Origin of the sequence: Streptomyces sp. 4N124, assembly GCF_052245395.1 — a bacterium.
Taxonomy (GTDB): Bacteria; Actinomycetota; Actinomycetes; order Streptomycetales; family Streptomycetaceae; genus Streptomyces.
The window spans coordinates 36,021-52,794 of the sequence record NZ_JBQQBS010000016.1 but is presented as its reverse complement, the minus strand read 5'-3'; the positions used below and the strand labels follow the sequence as shown (position 1 = coordinate 52,794).

The window sequence follows — 16,774 nt, the reverse complement described above, 5'->3', positions numbered from 1 at the left end:
CCGCCCGGGAAAACAGTCATCGTGTTCGCGTCACCAGAAGGGGAACATCACTCGTGAAACGACTACGTCGTTTGTGTTTCGCCCTGGCTCTGGGACTGGGCCTGTCGCTGACCACAGCGGGCGTCTCGACCGCGGCTCCCGAGGTCGTGGCCGCCTGCCCTCCGGAGGGGACGCGGTTCAAGACGCCCACCACCGGCGCCACGGTCTTCCTGGTCGGCCCGTCGGGCTTCCTGTACTCCATTCCAAGCGAAGCCGTCTACCGCAAGCTGTGGCGGACCTGGGACGGCATCATCACCATCGACCGGGCGTCCTGCAACAAGAGCTCGTACGCACTGACCAATGGCCGCCTCCGCCATTGGGACGGCGGCGGCGCTAACGTCTACATCTGGGACGAAAGCTGGGACGACTTCGGCATGACGAACCGTTACCGCTGGATCGAAAGCTGGTCCATCTTCACCGAGAAGTACCACTTCGACCCGGAGGCGATCGAGGAAGTCAAGTACGGGAGCGATATTTACCCCATTCTTGAACCAAACTGGACATAGAGGGGCTTGCGGGGCGCTTCCCCGCCAGGGAAGCACCCCCTCCCGCCGGCGTTCGCAGCCAACGCACTAGAAGAGGTTCGAATAGCGGGAGTTGAGTTCCTCCTGCTCCTCCTCGTGCGCCGCCTCAGTAGCGTCGAACTCATCCGCGGCGACTCCCAGGTAGGCATATAGGTCTTTGCGCGCGGCGGTCCACTCCCGGCTGGGCTTCGGTGGCTTCTTCCGGTCGAGACGAGCCTCAAGGCACTGCCAGATGTCCTCGAAGGCGACCTCATACGCCCGGTAGGTGTGGAACTCCGCATTAGTGGTCCGCGCGACTCCCGGGGCGTTGATGATGATGCGGACGGAGTCCCGTAGGCGTGTCCTCACCTCCCGGTCGCGGAAGGCGAGGACCGCGGTCGCGCACTCCTCCAGGAACTCGGTCGAGGCCCGTTGCTCTGTGAGGAACGCATCGTCCAGGCGGACGCGGCGGAGCTGTGCCAGCAGGGCGGCGGCGGCTCTCTCCTCAGAGGCGGACTCACGGCCGCGCTTACTGTCCCGGACGACCAGTACGGTCCCGAGGGGCGCGGCGAGGGCGCCCACGAGACCACCGGTGATCGCTTCAAGCGCGGCGCCAGCCCCCCACCGGGGGACGCCGTTCGTGCGGCTGTTGCAGCTTTCTGGCCGGTGGCTATTGAGCCGTGGCCGGGAGCGGTCTGGTGTTTGACGCGGGCGGGCGTGCCAGCCTGCCGGGAGCTGATCAGTGCAGCGGCGGAGGCCGCTCTCCTTAGCGGTGGCCTGAGACGCTCCCGCCCTGTCGGTGGGGCGGGGGGATCGCTCGGCAAGGCATGTAAACGCTGCCGCGGGTGCCGGCCGAGCGCGACTCGCTCGACCACGACAACGCAGAAGGGGCGCACCTCGGGGCGCCTCTTCTTGTGTGTCTCAGCACGTGTACTGCGCGTCGCCGAGCCAGCGCCACATGAATCCATCAGTCACTCGAACGGCCGGCACTTGACGCGCATAACGAGCGAACTCCAGCGTCCCGTGATCGCCTCATAGTGACACCCGCCGGTTCGCCGAAGGAGCGACACGTGGTTCAGGGAAAAGTTAAGAATGAGCTGTACGAAAAGATCAACAAGAAAGGGGGGCGGATTGCTCAAGCAGAGGGCTTGTCCCTTGAGGCTGCCATCAGGAAGGCCATCGAGCAGATGCCTGAAGCCAAGGGCGTTGATTTGAGGGACGTCATGGCATACCTCGATTCCCCCGCTCGGATCCGGCGGTTGAACCACTACGTCTCCAGCGGGGAGGACTAGTACTCCAGCTGACGGCTTCCGTTATCCCGCCGCCGCGCCGACCATCGCCTCCGTGAGATCGGCAGCCTCTTCGCTCGTGAGCGATCCGTCCCGGACGAGCGAGTGCCAAGTCACGAACGAGATCGCGTGGCCGACGGCTGCCGCCGTGCGCACGCGCGCACGCCCTCGCTCGCGACGTCCCGTCATCAGTGAACGAGCGACGTGGCGGAAGTATCCGAGGAACGCCTCGCGGGCCGCCGACGGGACAGCATCGATATCGCGGATGCCTAGCGAGAGCATCGTCTCCGTTTCCTCGTACCACCGATACAGCTCGCGCACCGCCACGCGAAAGCGCTCGTTGGGTGAGGCGATGCCGATCCACGACGTCGGGTCGGGCATGGGATGCCGCTCGTAGTAGTGGGCGTTGCACGCCTCGAAGAGCACCTGAAGATCGGGGAAATGGTTGTACACCGTGGCACGCTGCACGCCCGCGCGCTCGGCGATGGCCTTGATGGTCGTCTTCGCGGGGCCGAGCGTTTCGTGGAGCTCGACCGTCGCTTCGACGATTCGTTGCCGGGTCTCGGCTTCAGTGAGCGCACGCATCCTCTTCCGGTATGGGCGTGGCGACTCCATTTTCGCTGAACACATATGTTAGCCAATCTTGACAAGCCGGCTCTGCTGCTGTTTCACTGTACATGCGTGTCAGCCAAATGGAGGTGCGGCATGAGTGCAGCGACTGCAGCGGCCACGACCGTCAAGGTTGTCCAGCCCGGTGAAGGTCGGCGCGGCGAATTGATGCCCGGTGTCGGGGTGATCTTCAAGATCGACGGCGCCGACTCCGGTGGCGCCCTCGCCGTCGTCGAGCACCCCTTCGAGGTCGGCGGATTCGTCCCGCCCCACGTCCACCACCGAGAGGATGAGTTCTCCATCGTGATCGAGGGCGAGATCGGCTTCCGGTCCGAGGGCAAGGAGATCGTGCTCGGTCCGGGCGGATACATCGTGAAGCCCCGCGGCGAGGTCCACGCGATGTGGAACGCCGGGCTGACGCCCGCGCGCATGATCGAGATCATCTCACCTGCCGGATTCGAAGAGCTCTTCCGGACGGTGGTCGACCTGACCGAGCGCGGCGAAGCGGAGATGTCGAAGATCGTCGAGCTCGCGAACCGCTACGAGGTCCCAATGGCGGAGCCCGAATGGTTCGCGGATGTCATCGAGCGCTACCAGCTCTCCATGCCGACGTCTTAGTCCCGGACCGCCTGGATGTAAGCCAGGCGCCCTAGTACCAGCTGGAGATCGTGATCATCTTGTCGCGGTTGCCTGGCGCCGGTAGTGGCAGGCCCGTGCTCGGGCTTGGCGGCGGCGTCGCCAGTGGGACCAGGCCAGCCGGTGGGCCGTGTCGTGAACGGGCCGGACGGCCAGTGTGACGAACAGGTCCTGGATCTCGTTGCAGGACAATGCGATCAGATCGTCCGGGTCTGGGTCGAGGTCGTGTTCCTGGGCGCGCACGACGGCGAGGAAGGCATGGGCGAGCATGGCCAGGGTGACCCAGCGGGCCCAGGACGGATAGCGGCGGACCTGGTGCTCATCGAGGCCGGCCAGGCCCATTCCGGCCTGGAAGGTCTCCTCCACCCGCCACCGGGAACCTGCGACGCGCACCAAGGTGGCCACGGGTACCGGCTTGGGTGAGAAGCAGCGGTAGTAGGCGAGTTCGCCGGTCCTGCGGTTGCGGTCGAAGGGGGTGTTCTCGCGCTTCGTCGTCGTCAAGGCCGGTAAGGAGCAGGGCGTTTACCTGAACCGGGAGGAGGCTGAGTCCGCGGCCGAGGACGTCAAGGGCGCCGCCGTCCGGGATGAATCAGCGCGGCGCGCCCCGGCCGGGCGGGAGCAAGCCTGCCCCGGCGGACGACGTCTACGTGGTGCGCGCCCGGGACTCCCTGGCCGCCATCGCCCGCCGCCTGGACGTGGTTTGGCAGGACCTGGCGAAGGTCAACGGGCTCCGCCCGCCGTACACGATCCATCCCGGCCAGGAGCTCCACATCCCCGACGCATCCAGCGGCGGCGGCCAGGAGATCGCGCCCTTCCCCGGCGCAGGCGCGTTCGTCTCGGCAAGACGAACCCGGCCGTCACGCAGGTGGATAAGCGGCTCATCGCGAAGGGCTTCACCCGGCACCACGACGGCAACGGCTACCAGGCCGGGCCGCGGTTCACCGAGTACACCCGGCGCAACGTCGCGGACTTCCAGCGCTCCCGCGCCGAGCTCCGTGCGGACCCGGACGGATACCCGGGCCCGCTCACTTGGAAGCTCCTTCACTCCTGGAAGGGACCCCGCTCATGTCCAGTGGACTCGACCTCGCCCGCAGGGAAACCGTCGTGAAGACAGCGGCGACGTCGGCAGAGACCTCCTCGAGCGCACGCTCTCCATGTTCCTCCAGTCGTTCACTGGCGGCGTCCGCGCCATCCTGGCTTTTGGGAAGGGCCTGTTCGCTCGTCTGCGGGATGTGGCCAACTCCGCATCCCTGGTCAAGGGGGTGTAGTCCATGGAAGCGCCGGAGGCATCGGTGGCCGTGGAACTGGAGCGGCTACCCGGCACCGTGTCTACCGGGTTCGCTGAGGTCAAGGGCTCGTTGGCCGTCCTCGTTGAACGATCGACGCGGAACGAGCAGGACCTCAAGCAGCTTCGGGAGGACGCAGACACCGCCATCACCGCACTGCGGACGGAGGTGGAGGAGTTGAAGGCGCGGCGGTGGCCCCTCGGAGTGGTCGGCGCGCTGACCGGTGTGGCCGGTGTTGCAACGGGCGTTGTGTCGCTTTCATACGCAGACCGGCCCCGACAGACCGAGTGCCCGCCCCGCAACGGCTCAAGGAGGTAGTGCGACCTGGGAGGACGCGCGGGCGTGCTCGCGCTGGGCGTGCAGCGCGTCCAGGGTGACCACCGCGTCGGCAAGGTCGGCGTCATGGAGCGACGAGCACCGCACATCTTGGCAGCGTAGAACGGCCGTTGGGGAAGTGGGAGTGGTGCGGAACGCGACAAGGGCGCGCGCCGCCTGGCCGACGTAATGGTCACCAGCGCTGACCTGTGAGGCAAGGTTCTCGCAAGGTTTCTGCCTACATGCATGCCGCACCGTGGACGGGCCGGAGAGTTACTCATCCATCACCCAAAGGGGACAACCATGCGTCCTCCGTCGAATGGGAGCAGATGAACATGAGAGGTACGGAGATGTCTGTCTTACGGAAAATAATGGCTCTGCTTGGAGCGATCAGCATCGTTCTGGGGGCGTTCTTGGTTGCTGCCCCGTCCGCGCAGGCGGACACGACTGAAACCAAGCTGCACTCGATACTCGGCGATGAGGCCGGACCGGCCAGCTGGGACCGCGCGATGGGCGGCGCACTCTCTCCGGCATCAGCTTTTGTCAGTGATCACCGGGGAACCGAGCAGGACGGCACCGTCCACATCCAAACGTGGGCCGGGCCCTACGTCTCTTGGGAGGAGTGTCGCTTTTACCGGTCGTTGGCCGAGGACCTCGAATACAGCACCACACCGTGCATTCACGAGTCCCAAGGCTGGTTCTTCCAGTTCTTCTGATCGGTCCGGTGGCCTACCGCGACCTCAACGAGGTGCTGGCGCGACTCTCGCGTGACCCCGTCGACGTGTTCGCGGAGATGGAGGCCGCCCGCCGCGCCGTCCTCCCGGGAGTGCGCACGCCTGCGTCGACGAAGAAGCTGAGCAATGGATGGGGCTCAACCGTGCGGATCATGCCCGCGACCCTGACGACCGCAAGCGAAATGGTCCGTCCCGCATCGAGGAGTGCGGGACGGACCATCGGGTGTGGGTCAGCAGTCGCGGCTCGTCGCCGAGTTGGGATGCCAGGTCTCCGAGCCGGAGCCCGCGCCCCTCCAGTAGAACGCCGCCACCGCGCGGAAACTATTCGGCGGCCCGGCGCACGGGTCGATGGTGCTGGTGCCGGCCAGGTCGCTGATGGCATGCCAACCGTCGTTATCGTCTGCTTGGCGCACCGTCACCCAGCCAGTGGAGGACGTGTAGCGCTGGAGCCTCACGTTGTTGACCTTGACCCCGTAGTTGCCGCCGCCGTCGGCGTCGGTGATCTTCGCCCGTGCCCGGAAGGTGTCCGCTTCGTAGTCCCACCAGATCATGGTGCAGCGCTTGACCTGGGTGCCGTGGCAATCCCATGTGCCTGATGCGGATGCCGACGACGGAGTGAGGACGATCGACGCGCCGAGCGTCGCGGCGACCAACGCGCCGGTGGTGCCGACCCGGCGCACACGCTTGACCCCCATGAAAACCCTTCCTGAGTTTCCAGACACCAAGGCGGCAGGATCGCTCGCCTCGCATCTGATGCCGGATGCCCCTGCTGGCTCCGTACGACGGGCACCGTAGCCCGGCCAGGTCACTGAGTGTGTCGGTCGTTTGCCCCACAAGGAACGGCCGCCGCGGGCCCTCCATGAGATGTAGGGAGAGATGGCCGTCGCAGGCCTGCGACGCCGAGCGGAACTTGCGATAAGAAGCGTTACGCGGCCCGCTCGACGTCGTCCTGTTTCAGGGGCCCGCAGCAGCGACCTCGATACCGTGCGACGCGTGGGTTACCGAGACCGTGATCACCAATCCGATGGCCAACTGCGAATCCGACCCGGATGAGATATCGAGATATCGTGGTGTGTCGGAGTATTCGGGCGAGAGAGGTGGCGCATGGCCGCGGCGGTGGCATCGGGGTCAAGTGATCTGATCGAGGTGTTCAAGGCCCTTGGCAATCCTGCCCGTTTGCAGATCATGCAGTGGCTGAAGGACCCCGACACACACTTCAGCGAGTACGAGCCGATCGCGGACCGCCAGTCGGTCGGTGTGTGCGTCACGCACATCCAGGCGAAGTCGGGACTCGCGCAGTCGACCGTCTCCAGCTATTTGAGCACGCTCGAACGGGCGGGGCTCGTGCATCCCACCCGGGTGGGTAAGTGGACCCACTACCGGCGCGATGACGAGCGACTGGCGCAGGTCGCGCGAGCGATCGGCACCACCCTTTGATTGACACATCGCGATACGTCGATATGATCTCATCATGTCGACTGCCGATGCCCCCACAGCCCTGATCGTTCACGCTCACCCCGAGCCGCACTCGTTCAGCACCGCCCAGATGGGGGCCGCGGCCCACGCCCTGCGCGATGCCGGATACCGAGTCGACGTCCTCGATCTCTATGCCGACGCATGGGCACCGGCCCTCGCCCGCGAGGAGTTCGGGCCGGTGGACGGCCACTTCAAGCCGCAGGCCGAGCAACAGCGCGCGGTCAAGGAGGGGACGCTCGACGCGGCCGTAAAGGCCCATCTCGATCGGCTGCTCGCCGCTGATCTGCTCGTGCTGTCGTTTCCGCTGTGGTGGTTCTCGCTGCCCGCCATCCTCAAGGGATGGGTGGACCGGGTCTTCGTGATGGGCGCGGTCTTCGGCGGCGACCACGGACTCTTCGGTGACGCGGCGCTCGCCGGGAAACGAGCGATGCTGCTGTTCACGACGGGCGGTTCGAGTGAGTCGTTCCGGCCTGGTGGCGCCTTCGGCGCGGTGGACGACTTCCTGTTCCATATACACCGCGGCATGCTGGAGTTCGTCGGCTACGAGGTCCTCGACCCCGTCATCACCTACGGCCCGGCCCGCATGTCCGACAGGGAGAGGTCAGCGGCGCTGGAGCGCGTCAGGAAAGCCGTCGCGCTCACGGCGGCGGATTCAGAGCTGACCGTTCGTTGATGGTTGCGAAGCGGGAACGCGAGTCAAGGAATGCGGCGATCTTGGTCGGGCTGAAGAGCCACAGCACCTTGTAGATGCCTTCGGGCGAGGCGGCGACGGTCATGAACGCGACCGGTTGGCCGTCTCGTCGGACCAGCACGCCCGGACAGCCGTTGGCGTCCACCAACTCGTGCTCCGCTTCCCGCCACAACTGCCGGTAGGTCGACAGCTTGGCCACACGTGCGCGGCCCAGCACAGGCAGGCGAGCGCAGCCCCGCATGCCGTTGCCGTCGGACAGACTGACGGCATCGGGGGTGAGCAGGGCCTCAAGTGAAGCCACATCTCCCGTTTGAGCTGCTGAGACGAACGCGTTGAGAAGTCGCCGGTGCTCCGCGGTGTCCACGCTCTCCCGCTGCTCGGCCGACAGATGCTTGCGAGCGCGGCTCACGATCTGCCGCACGTTGACGAGGCTGAGTTGAAGGATCTCGGCGATCTCGGGATAGGGGTAGTCGAATGCCTCGCGCAGTACGTATGCGGCGCGCTCTGTGGGGCTCAGCTTCTCCAGGACCAACAGCAGCGCCAGTTCCAGAGCCTCCGCGCGCTGCGCGCCGGCCTCCGGGTCGGAGCTCGTATCGATGGGCTCCGGCAACCACGGTCCGATGTAGGTTTCCCGACGCACCCGCGCGGATTGCGCAACATTGATGGCCAAGCGGGTCGTCGTACTGGAGAGGAAGGCCACCGGGTTGACCACCACGGAGCGGTCGGTCTTCTGCCAGCGCAGCCATACCTCTTGGACCACGTCTTCAGCCTCGACCGCGCTGCCGAGCACGCGGTAGGCGATGCCGAACAGGCGCGTCCGGTGCTGCACAAAGACAGCCAGAGCCTCGTCGATGCCACTTGTCGTGGGAGGCGGGTCGAGATCCATGATCCTCCGGTTCAGGCCTCAGGCAGGGACGCAGTGTTTCCAGCGGTGCCGGTCACAGCATTGGCACGCGCTATGCGGTGGGTGGGTGGTTCCAAGAACGTAGTTTGTCGGGGTTGAGGACGACCCAGACCTGTGCGACATGGCGGTCGGCGATGTCGAGGCTGATGACAGCGGCGACTTGGTGGTCGTAGCGGGCGACGAGGCCGGTGCGGCCGTTGACGGACTGGGCGTTCACGGTGGTGCGTGGGCGGCGGGCCAGGAGGGTGAGCAGACTGTGGGCGACCTGCCGGCGGCCATGGACCGGCCTGGTCAGGGCACGGACCTTGCCGCCCCCGTCGAAGAACGCCGTGGCGTCCGGGCACAGCAGAGAGGCCAGCGACTCGGCGTCCTCGCTCACGCACGCCTCACGAACCGCGCGGGCCAGGGCATCGTGCCGTTGCGGTGTCGTGGGGCGTGAACGCTGCCGGCGAAGACACTGACGTGCCTGCTCGGCGAGTTCGGCGCACTCCGGCTCGGTGCGTCCGACGATGTCGGCGACCGTACCCGGAGTCATCCCGAAGACGTCATTGAGTACGAACACCGCCCGCTCGGCCGGCGACAGGGAATCCAGCACCTGAAGCAGAACCCGGCTGATCTCGGCCTCCAACTCCACCTGCGCCCCCTGGGTACCCCCTGCCTCCACGCGGTGACTGTCCTTGCAGTCGGCCCGCTCTCGGCCCGGGCGGGCCAGCCGGACCAGGCAGATCCCGCCCGTGGTCCTGGCCAGCCACGACCGGGGCACCGTGATCTCCTGTCGCGCGGCGTCGGACAGCCTGTACCACCTGCGGTAGGTCTCATCGACCACACTCTCCGCCTCACCCGCACTGCCCAGCATCCAGTAGGCGACATCCAGCAGAAACCGCCGCTCGTCGAGCAACTCCGCGATCGACACCGCGTCCGCGTGGTCCATACGGCGTCCTCCCTCCGTCGGCCGAGCCTTGTCTCCATCCGTCAGACCGGACACACGCGGAGCTTGTGACACCTTTTCCGCGGCCGACCGCGTAGCCGCTCGGTGCTAGCAGTCGACGAACGTGACCGTCTCGTCGAGCGGCGCCCGGCCCGTACGCGTGTAGTCCACCGTGACGTCCTCGAACCCGATCGACATGCCGCAGAAGAGGACGAGCTCGTCCGGGGGTGAGAGGACCTCCGCGACGGTCTTGTGATACTTCGCCCAGGCCATCTGCGTGCAGGTGTGCAGCGCTTCGGCGCGGAGCAGCAGCATGACGGTCTGCAGAAACATGCCGACGTCGGACCACTGGGCCGGACCCATCTCGCGGTCGATGTAGCAGAACAGGGCGGCGGGTGCGCCGAAGCAGTTCCAGTTCTCGGCGGCGGCCCTCTGGCGCGCCTCCAGGTCCTCGCGTGGAATGCCGAGTGCACCGTAGCGCTGCTCACCGAAGGCGGAACGGCGGTCGGAATACGGGGACTTCAGCGCGGGCGGGTACTGCTCGTACTCCGGCTCGTCCCAGGGGTCGCCCGCATCCACGCGCTCGCTGGCACGCTTCTTGAGTTCGGCCAGCCGCCCGCCGGTCAGCACGTAGGCGTGCCACGGCTGAAGATTCGATGCGGACGGCGTCCAGGCCGCGGCGGAGAGCACGCGCTCCAATACCTCCTTCGGTACAGGCCGGTCGGTGAATCCACGCACCGCGCGTCGACTCGTGACCGCCTCATAGACGTCCAAGATCGCCTACCTCCCATGTGCTCAACGTTCCTCCTTACGTTGCATTCGCGATAGTATCATTCAATACGGTCGCGTGTTTAACTAACGTCGAGTATCAATCCACCGCCCTCGGCACCCTGCCCCGGGCGCAGCCCTTTGGAGAACGTCCATGGCCACGCTGCTGCACATCGACTCGTCCGTGTTCCCTGGCGAGGCGTCCTCGTCCCGTTCGGTCGCGGCTGCGTTCCGCACGGCCTGGGAGGAGCAGCACCCGGAGGGCGCGGTGATCTACCGCGACCTCGCTGCCAACCCGGTCCCGCACATCACCGCCGACGCCTGGTCCGCGGGTTACGCCGCCCCGTCCGAGCGCACCCCGGAGCAGGCCGCCGCGTTCGCCGCGCGCGAGGAGCTCATCGAGGAACTGGAGCAGGCGGACGCCGTTCTGATCGGTGCCCCCATGTACAACTTCTCGATCCCGTCGACCCTCAAGGCGTGGCTGGACAGTGTGCTGCTGCTCGGCCGTACCGCGGGTGAGACCCCCTCCGCCCAGGGCACTCCGGTCATCGTGGTCGCCAGCCGCGGCGGCTCCTACGCACCGGGCACCCCGCGCGAGGGCTTCGAGTTCGTCCAGAACTACCTGGAGGCCGTGCTCAAGGGCACCCTCCGCCTGGACCTGCACTTCATCGTCCCGGAACTCACCATGGCGCCCCGCAACCCGGCCATGTCCGAGCTGGTCCCCCTCTACGAGGCATCCCGCGAGCGTGCCTTCGAGGACGCGGCCACCAAGGCCAAGGAGTTCGCGGAGCGTTTCGCCGCATGACCCCTGGAATGGTCACACCGTGTGACTCCTCGACTCAGGAGTCACACGGCGTCCTCGCTGCCAGCGGCCTGGATCACGCCGCAGGCGATCGGTGCGCGGGCGCGCCTACGCTTCATCGCCCTCGGGGTGGGCGAACCGGGTCAGCAAATCCGTCAGTTGCTCGGGTTCGCCGGGCCCCAGTCCGGCAACCAGACGCTCGGCCAGCGGCGCCGCCGCCACATGAGCCGCGTCGAAAAGCTCGATGCCCTGAGGTGTGATGTCCACTGCGCGAGCCCGGCGGTCCCCAGGAACGGCCTTGCGTACGGCCAGCCCCTTGCGCTCCAGGTCGTCCACGACCCGCATGATTCCCGCCTTGTCCGATCCCGTCGCCGTCGCCAAGTCCCGCTGCACCGTGGGCCCGCGGTCGACCAACACGATCAGTACGGCGAAATGCCGCAGCTCGATTCCGAGGGGTCGCAGCGCCTCCGTCATCACCGTCGCCGCATGCCAGTGCGCCCGGCGCAGCAGCAGACCGAGAGCGAAAGGCGATTCGTCCCCGGGCCGGCCGGTCGCGCGCGGGGCGGTGGTTTTGGGCGGAACGTCGGCGTGCATGGGGCCACAGTACCGCCCCCATTCATTCGATACGGTTGCGATTGAAACCAAATCGGCTACGGCAGATCCCGACGGGGTTGGAGTGCTGGGCCCGCGCCTCGTCCGCGAGACGCATCGTGCGGATCTCCTTGTGGGAGCAGATGCCGAGCGTCCAGAGCCTGACACTCGCTCCGCCGCCCGAGAAGTCCGACTCGTGAACCGGTCCCGAGATGTGGCCGCGGATCAACCACGGCACAACCACGCACCCACCCACGGATCTCCAAGGGCGGGATCGGCTGTGCCGGGCGCGACGTTGGTTGTCAGCAAGCGATCAAACCGCTGACCCTCGGAGCAGAGGAGCCGGTCGTGGACACACAACCGGCCGAAGCCCGGCAACACCGGGAGGTTGTGCTCACGACAGCCACCCCGGACACATCATCCAGGAGGCATGGCTGCGGTGGCAGGGCACCGATCGTATGGTCGTCTCGAACCGAACGGCACGACACCGTTGAACTAGCGGTCCTCCTGCTGATGGAGACACTGACGCCGCGGCAACGCGCCGCGTATGTCCTACGGGAGGGATTCGGCTACCCCTACAGCCGCATCTCCGAGATCCTGCACCTCAGCGTGGTCAATGCGCGGCAGCAGGTGTCCCGCGCCCAGGACCGTCTCGCGCACGGAAAGCGAGTAGTCGCAACCGGTGAGATGGAAAAGCCGACGGAGTGGCATTTTCATTCACCTCCATTCCGATTTCCGACTCGGGCCATCGCATCGCAAAGCCGCGTACTGGCTGGATAGAACGCCGTTTTGTGACGGCTGCGGTCCACCTATGCAGCAGTTGTAGCCTGTAGCGGACCACAAAGGCAGCAGGAAGGCGGAGCAGGATGTCCTCGCAGGCTGATATCGACCTGGTCGTGTTCGACATCCTGGGAACGCTCGTCGACGAACCCGGCGGGCTCCACAACAGCATCCGCGAGCTGGCTCCGACACTCGGCACCGACCAGGCGGACGACCTCGTCGACCTGTGGCAGGGGCACGTGGCCGACCAGCAACGCAGGATGCTCGACGGTCGCCGGCCCTACGTCGACAGCGACGTCGTCGACCGCGAAGCAGCCGAACTCGTGGCGAGCAAGTGCGGCGTGACCGACCCGGTCGCCATCGGACGGCTCGCAACCGCCGAACGGCGGCTCGATCCCTGGCCCGACACCGTCGAATCCCTCGAGCGACTGGCGCAGTACTTTCCCCTCGTGGGTCTGTCCAACGCGAGCCGAGCGACGCTGACCCGCCTCAACGCCCACGCCGGACTGCGGTGGCACTACGTGCTCTCGGCGGAAGATGCTCAAAGTTACAAGCCTGCTCCTGACGTCTACCGGCTCGCCGTCGAAGTCGCCGACGTCGGTGCACCCGAGCGCATTCTCATGGTCGCCGCTCACGCATGGGACCTCCGGGGCGCACAATCGCTGGGACTTGGCACGGCCTATGTCCAACGGCCGGTCGCCGACGCACCGCTCGCCACCGACTCGTTCGATCACCACGCCGCAAGTCTCGCGGAACTCGTATCCGCGATTCTCGACCGCTAGCCCCGAAACGGTGGGGCCCCGCCTCGACGGCGGGGCCCCACCCCACGGCCTACTGCTGCTGGGCGAGCCAGTCGGTGAACCGGGTCTCGGCGATGTGCGCGTCTGGACCGGGCAGGAGCGTGGTCTCCTGCAGTCCGGCACCGGAGTACGGGGCCTGCGGGTCCGTGACGACCGTGCGGGGATCGTTCTGGGCGGCGAGCGCCTTACGGATGAGCTCGTCGAGCTGGAAGACGTCCGGACCGGCGACTTCCACGATGCCGTTGACGGGGGAGCCGACCGCGGTGCGCCCGACGGCGGCGGCCACGTCGTCGGAGTAGATGGGCTGGATCTTCGCGGGAGCGAGACGCACGGTGTCGCCCTCGGTCGACAGGTCCGCGATCCCCTTCATGAACTCGAAGAACTGCGTGGCGTGGACGATGGAGTACGGGATGTCGGACGCTTTGATGAGTTCTTCCTGCACCTGCTTGGCGCGGAAGTACCCGCTCTCCTGGAGGCGGTCGGTGCCGACCACGGACAGCGCCACATGGTGCTGTACGCCGGCCTCGACCTCCGCCTTGAGGAGGTTGGTCGTGGAGGTGCGGAAGAAGTCCATGACAGCTTCGTCCGCGAACGAGGGGGAGTTCGACACGTCGACCACGACCGACGCGCCCTTCAGTACGTCGGCCAGCCCCTCGCCCGTCAGCGTGTTGACGCCGGTGTTGGGCGCGGCGGCGACCGCCTCGTGCCCGTGCTCGCCCAGCTTGCCGACCAGCTTCGAGCCGATGAGCCCGGTTCCACCGATCACTACGACCTTCATAACGGATTCCTCTCGGAGATTGCACCGAATACATTTGGGCTGCACTAGAGGTGACAGGACAGCGGCTCTACTTGTGACAGGGGCTCGCAGGAATCGAGAAAAACTTCCGCGACGAAAATTCCCACGGCGTCATTCGACGAGCTTTCCATCGGTCGCGACCTCTTCCATCAGAGAGGAAATCTCGTCCGGGACAGCCGGAATGCTCTCGCGGGTGACACCGGTCGTCGGGGACCACACGAGATTGACCTGCAGAGCGGGGTCCAAGTCCGGGTAGTCGCTGCGGTTGTGGCAGCCACGTGTCTCACGGCGCTCAAGCGCCGCTTCGAGCGTGGCCCGCGCAGCCAGAGCGGCGGACTTGAGATCGAAGGCGTGGGCCAGATCCTGGTAGCCGGCGATGTCGGGGTGGATGCCTACGTCCTCCATCCTCTTCTCGATCACGCCGAGCTCCACCAGCCCGGCGTCCAGACCCTCCTCGTCGCGTACGACTCCCGCACGCTCGGTCATGGTGTTGCGGATGGCGCGTTGCAGCGCGCGGACGTTCTCCGGTCCATCAGCGACGAGGAGATCGTCGATCTCGGCGCGGGCCTGCGCGATCGCCGACGCCGACCGGCGTTGCACGGTCAGGGACTGTGCGTAGGCGGCGGCCGCCCGGCCCGTGATGCGGCCGAAGACCAGCAGCTCGATGAGACTGTTCCCACCGAGGCGATTGGCGCCGTGCAGTCCGCTCGACGCCTCGCCGATGGCGTACAGGCCCCGCACGTCCGTGCTGTGGTCCTCCGGGCTCACCCACACCCCGCCCATCGAGTAGTGCGCGGTCGGCGCGATCTCGATCGGGTCGCGGGTGATGTCCAGCATCTGCAGATCCAGCAGCGTCTGGTAGACGCGGGGGAGTCGCGACATGATCGTCTGCCGTGGCAGATGGGAGACGTCGAGCCACACGCCACCCTTCGGCGTACCGCGCCCTTCCTTGATCTCCGTGTAGGCGGCCAGGGCCACGCGGTCGCGGGTGGACAGCTCCATGCGGTCGGGGTCGTAGCGCGCCATGAACCGTTCCCCGAGTGCATTGCGCAGGATCCCGCCTTCACCCCGGGCGGCCTCGCTGACCAGGGTGCCGGCCGCGTTCTCCGGCTCGATGATCCCCGAAGGATGGAACTGGACCAGCTCAGGGTCGCGCAGACGCGCTCCGGCCTCCACGGCCAGCCGGAAGGAGTCACCGGTGTTCTCGTCGCGCCGTGAGGACGTGCGCCGCCAGATACGGGTGTGGCCGCCCGCGGCAAGAATCACGGCGTCCGCGTGGATCAGGTAGCGCGTCCCGTCGGTGAGGTCGAAGCCGTAGGCACCGAAGACGGCACCGTCATGCACCAGGAGCCGGGTGATGTAGACGCCTTCGAGCACCGGGATCTTGAGCTGCTCCGCGCGCCTGATGAGCGTGCGCTGGATCTCCAGTCCCGTGTAGTCGCCGGCGAAGGCGGTCCGCCGGAACTTGTGCGCGCCGAAGAACCGCTGGGAGATCCGGCCGTCCTCCTCCCTGGCGAAGGCCATGCCGTAGCGCTCCAGATCGTCGATGCCCCGGGCGGCGCCCTGCGTGACGATCTGGACGGTGCGCGGGTCGGCGAGCAGATAGCTCTCCTTGAGCGTGTCTGCCGCGTGCTGCTGCCAGCTGTCCTCGGGATCCATCGTGGCCAGCGCGGCGTTGATGCCTCCGGCCGCAAGTGCCGTATGGGCGTCGTCCTTGGGACGCTTGCCGACCGCGAGGACATCCATGCCGGCCTCAGCCAGCTCGATTGCTGCTCGCAGCCCAGCTCCTCCGGTGCCGATCACCAGCACCATGGTGGAAAGACGTTGTTCGCTGACAGCCACGGTCCACTCCGATCGCCTTGGGTCTCACCCAGTACGACCGGACTGCCCCGGAATCTGTGACACGTCCGGCTGGGAAGGCAGTACCACGGTCACCACCCCGGCGCCGCGCGGCAGCGCCGCTCACGTCCCCGACGGCCGCGGCTGCTCCGGCGGAACCGAGCTCTCGGCAACCGCCATCCACTGGTCCAGGTCGGTCTGGGTGAACTCTGTCCACGGTGGGATTCCGGGGAGCTGGCGGAGAAGGTCGTAGGCCTCGGGGATCTGGGCTCCGCGGAGGACCGGGCAGTGGCAGCCGGCGATGACCTCGGCGTTCAGGTGTTGGAAGTCGGTGACGACCGTCCCGAACTTTTGGGCGTCCAGCAGGGCGACCCAGGGGGAGACCAGCCTTCCACCGAAGAACTGGCCGTCACGGAATTCGTCTGGCGACAGCGCCGCCGTTTCGGGCACAGGGGTCGGCACGTTCGTGGCGAAGGTGTCTACGGCCCACAGGACGCCGGCCTTCGGGTCGAAGAGGGCGCGGGTTGTGGGGTTGTCGTACAAGGGCGGTCGCTTGGCGACCAGGGTGCGATCGCCCGCGTCGATCGTGTCGCCGTCGGTCATGAAGCGACACCGGTTGATGGGAGTCTCCCACTCCTCGGCCATGCGGCCGATGGAGAACCATGTCGTCAGCAGGGTCGCGTTCGGGCATTCCGCGAGGACCGCCAGGAGGTTGCCGGCGTGGTCGCGGTCGTCGTGGGTGAGGAAGATCCACCGTACGTCCAGGGGATCCACGATGGACCAGGCTGCCTCCAGCCACTGCGAGCGCACTGCGGGCGCCCCGGTGTCCACGAGGACCGGTTCGGTTCCCCGGATCACCATCGAGTTCATCGGGAAGTGGCCGACCGGCGGGGCCTCAAGGGCCCACGGGATGACGAACGTCTCCTCGGCGATCTTGTATGGCTGCAGAAGGTTGAAACTCTCCAAGGTTGTCATCGCTGCTCTCCCT

General features: G+C 66.8%; 21 protein-coding genes and 1 pseudogene. 11 read left to right on the top strand and 11 right to left on the bottom strand.

All coding sequences use genetic code 11. The features are described from left to right. Positions 1-53 precede the first annotated feature (53 nt). Positions 54-545 (top strand): hypothetical protein, encoded by a 492-nt coding sequence (locus tag ACTWQO_RS18355; protein WP_443238409.1) that lies wholly within the window; start codon positions 54-56, stop codon positions 543-545. Between the two features lie 66 nt (positions 546-611). Here the strand turns inward: ACTWQO_RS18355 and ACTWQO_RS18350 are convergent, their stop codons facing one another. Next, a complete protein-coding gene (locus ACTWQO_RS18350; RefSeq protein WP_443238408.1) occupies positions 612-1,124 on the bottom strand; it encodes a hypothetical protein in 513 nt (170 codons plus the stop codon). Between the two features lie 488 nt (positions 1,125-1,612). Between ACTWQO_RS18350 and ACTWQO_RS18345 the strand changes: the two genes are divergently transcribed. Next, positions 1,613-1,834 (top strand): hypothetical protein, encoded by a 222-nt coding sequence (locus tag ACTWQO_RS18345; protein WP_443238407.1) that lies wholly within the window; start codon positions 1,613-1,615, stop codon positions 1,832-1,834. 21 nt (positions 1,835-1,855) lie between these two features. Here the strand turns inward: ACTWQO_RS18345 and ACTWQO_RS18340 are convergent, their stop codons facing one another. Next, on the bottom strand, positions 1,856-2,416 hold the full coding sequence (locus tag ACTWQO_RS18340; RefSeq protein ID WP_443238406.1) for a TetR/AcrR family transcriptional regulator: 561 nt from the start codon (positions 2,414-2,416) through the stop codon (positions 1,856-1,858). Positions 2,417-2,536: 120 nt separating this feature from the next. Between ACTWQO_RS18340 and ACTWQO_RS18335 the strand changes: the two genes are divergently transcribed. Beyond that, positions 2,537-3,058 (top strand): cupin domain-containing protein, encoded by a 522-nt coding sequence (locus tag ACTWQO_RS18335; protein WP_443238405.1) that lies wholly within the window; start codon positions 2,537-2,539, stop codon positions 3,056-3,058. Between the two features lie 54 nt (positions 3,059-3,112). Here ACTWQO_RS18335 and ACTWQO_RS18330 read toward each other — a convergent pair. Further along, a pseudogene (locus ACTWQO_RS18330) lies at positions 3,113-3,541 on the bottom strand (IS701 family transposase); the annotation flags it as partial. 10 nt (positions 3,542-3,551) lie between these two features. Here ACTWQO_RS18330 and ACTWQO_RS18325 point away from each other — a divergent pair. From ACTWQO_RS18325 to ACTWQO_RS18315, 3 genes are all read left to right on the top strand, one after another. Beyond that, positions 3,552-4,184 carry a peptidoglycan-binding protein gene (locus tag ACTWQO_RS18325; RefSeq protein WP_443238404.1) on the top strand — a complete coding sequence of 211 codons (633 nt, stop codon included), beginning with the start codon at positions 3,552-3,554 and terminating at the stop codon, positions 4,182-4,184. Positions 4,185-4,347: 163 nt separating this feature from the next. Further along, positions 4,348-4,680: a hypothetical protein gene (locus tag ACTWQO_RS18320; RefSeq protein WP_443238403.1), complete on the top strand. Its 333-nt coding sequence runs from the start codon at positions 4,348-4,350 to the stop codon at positions 4,678-4,680. 368 nt (positions 4,681-5,048) lie between these two features. Further along, positions 5,049-5,393, top strand: coding sequence for a hypothetical protein (locus ACTWQO_RS18315; protein ID WP_443238402.1), 345 nt, complete (start codon positions 5,049-5,051; stop codon positions 5,391-5,393). A gap of 248 nt (positions 5,394-5,641) precedes the next feature. Here ACTWQO_RS18315 and ACTWQO_RS18310 read toward each other — a convergent pair whose 3' ends face one another. After that, a complete protein-coding gene (locus tag ACTWQO_RS18310) occupies positions 5,642-6,106 on the bottom strand; it encodes a hypothetical protein (protein WP_443238401.1) in 465 nt (154 codons plus the stop codon). Between the two features lie 409 nt (positions 6,107-6,515). Between ACTWQO_RS18310 and ACTWQO_RS18305 the strand changes: the two genes are divergently transcribed. Together ACTWQO_RS18305 and ACTWQO_RS18300 are read left to right on the top strand one after the other, a co-directional pair. Continuing rightward, positions 6,516-6,848, top strand: coding sequence for an ArsR/SmtB family transcription factor (locus tag ACTWQO_RS18305; RefSeq protein ID WP_443238400.1), 333 nt, complete (start codon positions 6,516-6,518; stop codon positions 6,846-6,848). Positions 6,849-6,882: 34 nt separating this feature from the next. Continuing rightward, positions 6,883-7,560, top strand: coding sequence for an NAD(P)H-dependent oxidoreductase (locus ACTWQO_RS18300; protein ID WP_443238399.1), 678 nt, complete (start codon positions 6,883-6,885; stop codon positions 7,558-7,560). Here ACTWQO_RS18300 and ACTWQO_RS18295 read toward each other — a convergent pair. The 3 genes from ACTWQO_RS18295 to ACTWQO_RS18285 all read right to left on the bottom strand — a co-directional run bounded on the left by ACTWQO_RS18295 (position 7,526) and on the right by ACTWQO_RS18285 (position 10,184). Beyond that, positions 7,526-8,464 carry a sigma-70 family RNA polymerase sigma factor gene (locus tag ACTWQO_RS18295; protein ID WP_443238398.1) on the bottom strand — a complete coding sequence of 313 codons (939 nt, stop codon included), beginning with the start codon at positions 8,462-8,464 and terminating at the stop codon, positions 7,526-7,528. The genes ACTWQO_RS18300 and ACTWQO_RS18295 overlap by 35 nt on opposite strands. A 70-nt stretch (positions 8,465-8,534) precedes the next feature. Beyond that, the gene (locus tag ACTWQO_RS18290) at positions 8,535-9,413 is read right to left on the bottom strand and encodes a sigma factor-like helix-turn-helix DNA-binding protein (protein ID WP_443238397.1); all 879 of its coding nucleotides are present in this window, start codon (positions 9,411-9,413) and stop codon (positions 8,535-8,537) included. 105 nt (positions 9,414-9,518) lie between these two features. Beyond that, the gene (locus tag ACTWQO_RS18285; RefSeq protein ID WP_443238396.1) at positions 9,519-10,184 is read right to left on the bottom strand and encodes a nitroreductase; all 666 of its coding nucleotides are present in this window, start codon (positions 10,182-10,184) and stop codon (positions 9,519-9,521) included. A gap of 148 nt (positions 10,185-10,332) precedes the next feature. Here ACTWQO_RS18285 and ACTWQO_RS18280 point away from each other — a divergent pair, with 148 nt between their 5' ends. Beyond that, entirely contained in the window at positions 10,333-10,983 is a 651-nt protein-coding gene (locus ACTWQO_RS18280) for an FMN-dependent NADH-azoreductase (RefSeq protein WP_443238395.1), read from the top strand. A gap of 105 nt (positions 10,984-11,088) precedes the next feature. On the opposite strand, the gene ACTWQO_RS18275 is transcribed toward ACTWQO_RS18280, so the two are convergent. Continuing rightward, the gene (locus ACTWQO_RS18275) at positions 11,089-11,574 is read right to left on the bottom strand and encodes a MarR family winged helix-turn-helix transcriptional regulator (protein ID WP_443238394.1); all 486 of its coding nucleotides are present in this window, start codon (positions 11,572-11,574) and stop codon (positions 11,089-11,091) included. A 345-nt stretch (positions 11,575-11,919) separates the two neighbouring features. On the opposite strand from ACTWQO_RS18275, the gene ACTWQO_RS18270 reads away from it, so the two are divergent. Both ACTWQO_RS18270 and ACTWQO_RS18265 read left to right on the top strand, forming a co-directional pair. Next, on the top strand, positions 11,920-12,351 hold the full coding sequence (locus tag ACTWQO_RS18270) for a sigma factor-like helix-turn-helix DNA-binding protein (RefSeq protein WP_443238393.1): 432 nt from the start codon (positions 11,920-11,922) through the stop codon (positions 12,349-12,351). A gap of 86 nt (positions 12,352-12,437) precedes the next feature. Next, on the top strand, positions 12,438-13,133 hold the full coding sequence (locus ACTWQO_RS18265) for a haloacid dehalogenase type II (RefSeq protein ID WP_443238392.1): 696 nt from the start codon (positions 12,438-12,440) through the stop codon (positions 13,131-13,133). A 49-nt stretch (positions 13,134-13,182) separates the two neighbouring features. Here the strand turns inward: ACTWQO_RS18265 and ACTWQO_RS18260 are convergent, their stop codons facing one another. The 3 genes from ACTWQO_RS18260 to ACTWQO_RS18250 all read right to left on the bottom strand — a co-directional run bounded on the left by ACTWQO_RS18260 (position 13,183) and on the right by ACTWQO_RS18250 (position 16,761). Beyond that, positions 13,183-13,929 (bottom strand): SDR family oxidoreductase, encoded by a 747-nt coding sequence (locus ACTWQO_RS18260; protein WP_443238391.1) that lies wholly within the window; start codon positions 13,927-13,929, stop codon positions 13,183-13,185. Positions 13,930-14,058: 129 nt separating this feature from the next. After that, entirely contained in the window at positions 14,059-15,759 is a 1,701-nt protein-coding gene (locus ACTWQO_RS18255) for an L-aspartate oxidase (RefSeq protein ID WP_443238516.1), read from the bottom strand. A gap of 150 nt (positions 15,760-15,909) precedes the next feature. Beyond that, on the bottom strand, positions 15,910-16,761 hold the full coding sequence (locus ACTWQO_RS18250) for an MBL fold metallo-hydrolase (RefSeq protein WP_443238390.1): 852 nt from the start codon (positions 16,759-16,761) through the stop codon (positions 15,910-15,912). Positions 16,762-16,774 lie beyond the last annotated feature (13 nt).